The sequence below is a fragment of the Vibrio bivalvicida genome, assembly GCF_001399455.2.
GTDB lineage: Bacteria > Pseudomonadota > Gammaproteobacteria > Enterobacterales > Vibrionaceae > Vibrio > Vibrio bivalvicida.
Genome location: NZ_LLEI02000047.1, coordinates 1 through 5,885 on the forward strand (window position 1 = coordinate 1; position 5,885 = coordinate 5,885).

Annotated in this window: 4 protein-coding genes; 2 read left to right on the forward strand and 2 right to left on the reverse strand. The window is 45.2% G+C overall.

All coding sequences use genetic code 11. The annotated features are described in order from the left end of the window. Positions 1-53 precede the first annotated feature (53 nt). Positions 54-659 (reverse strand): YtjB family periplasmic protein, encoded by a 606-nt coding sequence (locus APB76_RS16450; RefSeq protein ID WP_049842852.1) that lies wholly within the window; start codon positions 657-659, stop codon positions 54-56. A gap of 104 nt (positions 660-763) precedes the next feature. On the opposite strand from APB76_RS16450, the gene serB reads away from it, so the two are divergent. Beyond that, on the forward strand, positions 764-1,744 hold the full coding sequence (gene serB, locus APB76_RS16455) for a phosphoserine phosphatase (RefSeq protein ID WP_054962003.1): 981 nt from the start codon (positions 764-766) through the stop codon (positions 1,742-1,744). Positions 1,745-1,776: 32 nt separating this feature from the next. On the opposite strand, the gene APB76_RS16460 is transcribed toward serB, so the two are convergent. After that, entirely contained in the window at positions 1,777-4,122 is a 2,346-nt protein-coding gene (locus APB76_RS16460) for a PilZ domain-containing protein (protein ID WP_054962002.1), read from the reverse strand. A 153-nt stretch (positions 4,123-4,275) separates the two neighbouring features. Between APB76_RS16460 and radA the strand changes: the two genes are divergently transcribed. Beyond that, complete coding sequence (radA, locus tag APB76_RS16465) at positions 4,276-5,655, forward strand: DNA repair protein RadA (protein ID WP_054962001.1); 1,380 nt, start codon at positions 4,276-4,278, stop codon at positions 5,653-5,655. Positions 5,656-5,885 lie beyond the last annotated feature (230 nt).

Genomic DNA, 5,885 nt, shown 5'->3' on the forward strand with positions numbered 1-5,885 from the left:
CTCGCTTCTCGCTTCTCGCTTCTCGCTTCTCGCTTCTCGCTTCTCGCTTCTCGCTACATATCCTTCAACAACAGATTCTCACCTTTTTGCTTGTTAGGCTTACGGCGAATAATCAGGGTGAGCAGCAGTCCCGCAACAAAACTGAGCCCAACCATAGTGTACATGTATCGGTCACTTTTCCGATAGTAGTGATCGGAAAAGGCGGTAAGCTTACCCGTCTCAAACGTAATGCGCACAAAGCCAATTATTGAACCATCGTGAAGAACGGGTTCCACCAATTGTTGTTTACCAATGCGTGCTGTCTGTAGCGGGGTATCTAGACCAAGCATCTCGCGTACCGATTTGGCTTCTTGGCTTGCCGCGAGTTTTATCCCTTCTGAGTCGTAAATGGTTGCGTCAACAACTAGGGCGTCTTGAGCGAGTTGATTGGACAATTTGAGCAGTCGCTCTTGATCTTGATTGATGATCATGTCACTGGCAGAAAGTGATGCCTGCGAGATCAGAATATTGGTCAGTGTTTCTAATTGGTTAGCTTGAATCTGCTCGTTACCCTTCGTAATTTTGACACTGTTAATCGCAATGGTTGCCACCATAGCAATCAAAGAGATTGTCGCGAGTACTTTTATCGCGGTACGAAAAGAAAACAGAGATGAGTCCATTTTTTACCCAAATAGAACTTAATTATATTTTAGAGCATATTGAGACTTGCGCATCCAAATTGCAATAGGTTAACGTGTTGAGAGACTTTTTAGGAATAGTAGACATGGACACGTTAAAGACCCTCTCTATACGTAAATACATACCTCTTATCAATCGCCTACCAGAATCTCGACTTGCTACCCAGTTCGATAAAGCAAATGCAGGTTGGGTCGTATTTGGTGAGTTTCTTTGCCCGAGCCAGTTCGAAGATATCGACTTTTTTGTTGGGTACTATAATGCGGTGGTTGATGTTTGGAAGGTAGGCAAATACGAAGTTGCCTTGATGGCTGGAGAGCTGACGAAACAACACGAAGAGATCTTGCAAGCCTTAGAGTTGGATTATTCTACGCTTGTTGATATGCCGGATCTTTCAAAGCCGGGTTTGATCGTGTTAGATATGGATTCGACTGCGATTCAAATCGAGTGTATCGATGAGATTGCCAAATTAGCAGGTGTCGGTGAAGAGGTTTCAGAGGTGACCGAACGCGCGATGCAAGGTGAGTTGGATTTTGAGCAAAGCTTGCGCCAGCGTGTGGGTAAGCTTGCTGGCGCCAAAGAATCCATTTTAAGTGAGGTCCGTGCCGAGCTGCCACTGATGCCTGATTTACCTGAGCTGATTGGCACGCTAAAACATTTTGGTTGGAAAACAGCTATAGCATCGGGTGGTTTTACCTACTTCTCGGATCACCTTAAACAGCTTCTTGATCTCGACCATGCACAGTCTAACCAACTTGAAATCGTTAAAGGCAAGCTGACGGGTAAAGTTCTCGGTGAAGTTGTTTCGGCACAAACTAAGGCCGATATCCTCGATAAACTTGCAGATCAGTATGAAATTGAACCTCACAACACCATTGCTGTGGGAGATGGTGCCAATGACTTGGTGATGATGGATGCGGCGGGTTTAGGTATTGCTTATCACGCCAAACCCAAAGTTGAGCAGCAAGCAAAGAGTGCCGTGCGCTACGTAGGGCTCGGTGGGATTATTTGTATTTTATCTGCGCTATTAGTTAAACAGAAGCGGGTGAGTTTTAAGCCTCAGCCATAGAGTGTCAAAGCGAGGCTGGTACCTCGCTTTCTTTATTGGGTTAAGCCTAAACGGATCAAAACTTCTTCGGTGATGTCAGTCAGTTCACCGTACCCAACGATATTATTAATGTCCTTCTCCAAATTACGTGCGTGATGCATGCTGATCTGCGTCAGTTCATCGAGATCTTTGCGCACTAAAGCCGTGATCGGATCAAACACTGGAGCACCACAAATTCGGATCGCGTAAAACTCTCCCATTGCCTGGGCATTTTTAACAAACATCATTCGCTCTTTTAGGCTATCAAAATCGCTACTTAGCTTAGACTCGACGGATTGAATTCGGGTACCAAATTTGACCGTGGTTAAGTACAACTCATGATATTGAGGTTGCGCCCCTTCAATCCGCTTCATTGGTTGAGCGAGTAGAGTGTTAGTTCGGCCTTTGTAAATTGGTCCGAGAGAGAAGTTTTTCTCATCGCCCAATTTAGCCAGAATGGTTAGGTATGGTTTGAGCGGATAGTTGATGCCGATCGCTTTCGGGCGCAAACTACCTCCTCTCTTTTCGATAAACAGTGGAGAACTGACCATTTTATCGAGCAGAATATCATGCAGCCCTTCAAGTAGCTCATTACTTGGCAAGAGTTCTTTTTTAGCGTTCAGCTTGTCTTGATTGTGTTCGATTAAAGTACCAAAGAAAGCGATAGTTCGCATGATATGACTATCTTCAATAATCGCCAGTTGTAGTTGTTTTCCTCCTGGGCTAACTCTGATCACTCGGTAAGGGACGTCGTCTAGTGGTAATTTTTTGTCATAGAGCTGCAATTCTTTAAAGTTGATAGAGCACGTTTCGCCCGCTTTTAATTTGCATGGCGCTGTTAACGCAACACTAACGCCATGTTTAGAAATATCTACGCTGATACCTTCGTAAGCCGTAGTATCAGGCTCAGAGAGCCGTATTGGTGACTTAAATTGGTACCTTGGTTCTTTGCGGCGAGATTTCGCATCAAAATAGATACATACGGGATTATTGTCTGGGTTTCGCACATGTCTAAATTGATTAAGTTCACTGCTCGCTAATCGAGGTTTTTCAGCCAGTAGATAGTCTTGGCGGCTGGTGTCATCGGCAATTTCTTGCAAGATTCCACAATGAGTCAGTGAAGAGGTTTCAAGCCCGAGTTCGTTGGTATGTTCTGAAAGTTCTAGCCTTTCCCCTGCCGATAGTTCAAATACAGATAGCCTAAACACTTTCCAGCTCTCTTTTTTGGCACCAATATGCCAAAAAAGTTGACGCAACTCGCGTGTGGCTTCAGGCATCATCATTGAGAAGAATAGTGTTTTATCCTGATGCTCATGGGTAAAAGAGTAGATGACATTGCTGCTCCCTTTCATACCTTCGGTCGTGAGTAGTGACATGCGTTGGTTATTGAATAAATTGCTCAAACTCTGTTGGTTGCGCTCATCGTGCCAGTATTGCCAGATCTTCTGATTATTCTCTGTCATTAAGGCGAGCTTTAACTCGTTACCATTAAAAAATACTGGCAAGTTGCAGGTGTGCTTGAGATAGGTATGTTCAAAACCTCGTGACCGGGCACGAATGATTTTGTCTTGATTATCGTGGCGAGTCTTCTGCCCCTCGCTTTTTAGCATGTATTCAATTACCACTTCAATAATATTGGTGGTATCGAGTTTTAAAAGTCGAAGGTACTTTACTGCATCGTTTTCGTAAGATTCATCAATGCCGACAATACGGTAAGGAATGATAGAATCAATGCCTTCGATTTCGAGTGCTTTGCTTAACTCAATCAGGCGAACATTAATTACTTCCCCGAGTTTGTAGTTAAACGCAGACGGAACTTTGAATTTAGCGCCGGACGGAGATAGGTCAACGGTAACAGCGTGGACAATTTGCCCACTCAATAGCTCGATCTCTATTTGGGAAGAGACTTTCAGACGATTTTCTCTACGTTTCAGGTCATAGCCCATCACTACGGCTTCGACATCGATGCCGTTAATTTCGCTGGTGATCTCTGTGCCTAGCGGTTTACCGCGTTTTTGCATAACTCGGAAGTTATTGTGAGTATTACAGAGGGCTTCCCAAACTCCTTCGGTGTAGCCACCAAATTTGCGAGTGTTCTTGTGATAAGCATTAAAAGCAACATCATCAAGCCAGTGTTTAAGGCCATCGAGTTCGTATTCTCGGCACTCTCCTTTAACACGCCCACGGAGATCGATTGGTTTGGTACAGGGAGCCATCACACGATTAAGTTCCATCTTAACCAAGATTTTGACAGACGGTGGGTCTCCCTCAGTCATTTGACCAAGAAGAAACTCGAAATCGTCAGAGTTGTACGCAGGAATCAAACGTTCCGCAAGAGAGAGTATTTCTGGCTGCTGCATATTTTTTTGTTAGAGTATCCCTTACTCAAAATATCGACCTTGATATAAAGATCTTTAGTGATATGTTACAGCGAATCAAGTAGAGATGGTGAGATACGCAAGCGTGGATGCTGTTTGCGTCACAAATACAATATTTAAGAGACCTGAGGTTACATGGCAAAAGCGAAGAGAGCATACGTTTGTAATGATTGCGGAGCGGACTTCCCCCGCTGGCAAGGGCAGTGTAATGCGTGTGGAGCGTGGAATACGATCAGTGAGATACGTTTAGCGGCATCTCCTACTGTGGCGCGTAATGAGCGTCTTTCAGGGTATGCCGGTTCAGGCATAGAGGCACAGGTACAGACTTTATCTGAAATTGATCTACAAGAAGTACCGCGTTTCACCAGTGGCTTTAAAGAGCTCGACCGAGTGCTTGGTGGTGGTGTTGTCCCCGGTGCTGCAATCCTTATCGGTGGTAATCCCGGAGCGGGCAAATCAACCCTGCTGCTGCAAACCATGTGCTACTTAGCTTCACAGATGCCGACACTCTATGTTACAGGTGAGGAATCATTGCAACAGGTCGCGATGCGTGCCTCTCGCCTAGGCTTGCCTAAAGACAATCTTAAAATGTTGTCAGAAACCAATGTTGATCGTATTTGCCAAATTGCTGAGAAAGAGCAGCCGAAAATTATGGTTATTGACTCGATACAGGTTATGCATGTATCGGATGTACAGTCATCACCCGGTAGTATTGCGCAAGTAAGAGAAGCCGCGACAGCACTTACTCGTTACGCTAAGCAAAACAATGTGTCTGTGTTTATTGTTGGTCATGTAACCAAAGACGGCACTTTAGCGGGGCCTAAAGTGCTTGAACACATTATCGATTGCTCGGTTTTGCTCGACGGTGGCGCGGATAGTCGCTTTAGAACGCTACGTAGTCATAAGAACCGTTTTGGTGCGGTCAATGAGCTTGGTGTATTCGCCATGACAGGGCAGGGGCTGAAAGAGGTAAGTAACCCTTCTGCCATTTTTCTATCTCGTGGTGAAGAAGAAACATCGGGTAGTTCAGTGATGGTTGTGTGGGAAGGGACACGTCCGTTACTGGTAGAGATTCAAGCCTTAGTCGATTACTCACAATTAGCTAACCCGCGTCGAGTCGCGGTTGGTCTAGAGCAAAACCGATTGTCGTTACTTCTTGCCGTACTACACAAACATGGCGGTCTGCAAATGGCCGATCAAGACGTATTTGTTAATGTCGTCGGTGGGGTAAAAGTAACAGAAACCAGTGCTGACCTAGCCTTGGTCATGGCGTTGCTTTCTAGTTTTAGGGATCGTCCGCTACCGAAAGACGTGGTGGTATTTGGTGAAGTGGGCCTAGCTGGAGAGATTCGCCCTGTACCTAGTGGACAAGAACGCTTAAATGAGGCATTTAAACATGGTTTTAAGAAAGCAATCGTCCCGGCTGCTAATATGCCTAAAGGCGGTATCCCAGGTATGCAGCTCCACGGCGTGAAAAAGCTCTCTGAAGCGATTGAAGCGTTTGATGAGCTATAAGATCGAGCTGCGCTCGCGAGAACGCTTTGCTTCGAGAGTCTAGATCGGACTTTGTCCTTCGAGAAGTAGTTACGATGATTGAATCGAAAAACACAGACACTATGAGGTGTTTTTTGGAGTTAGTTTTCTGAATTGTAATTGAAAGGGTTGATACTATATGCCAACCCTTCAAACTTTCTCGCTTCTCGCTTCTCGCTTCTCGCTTCTCGCTTCTCGCTTCTCGCTTCTCG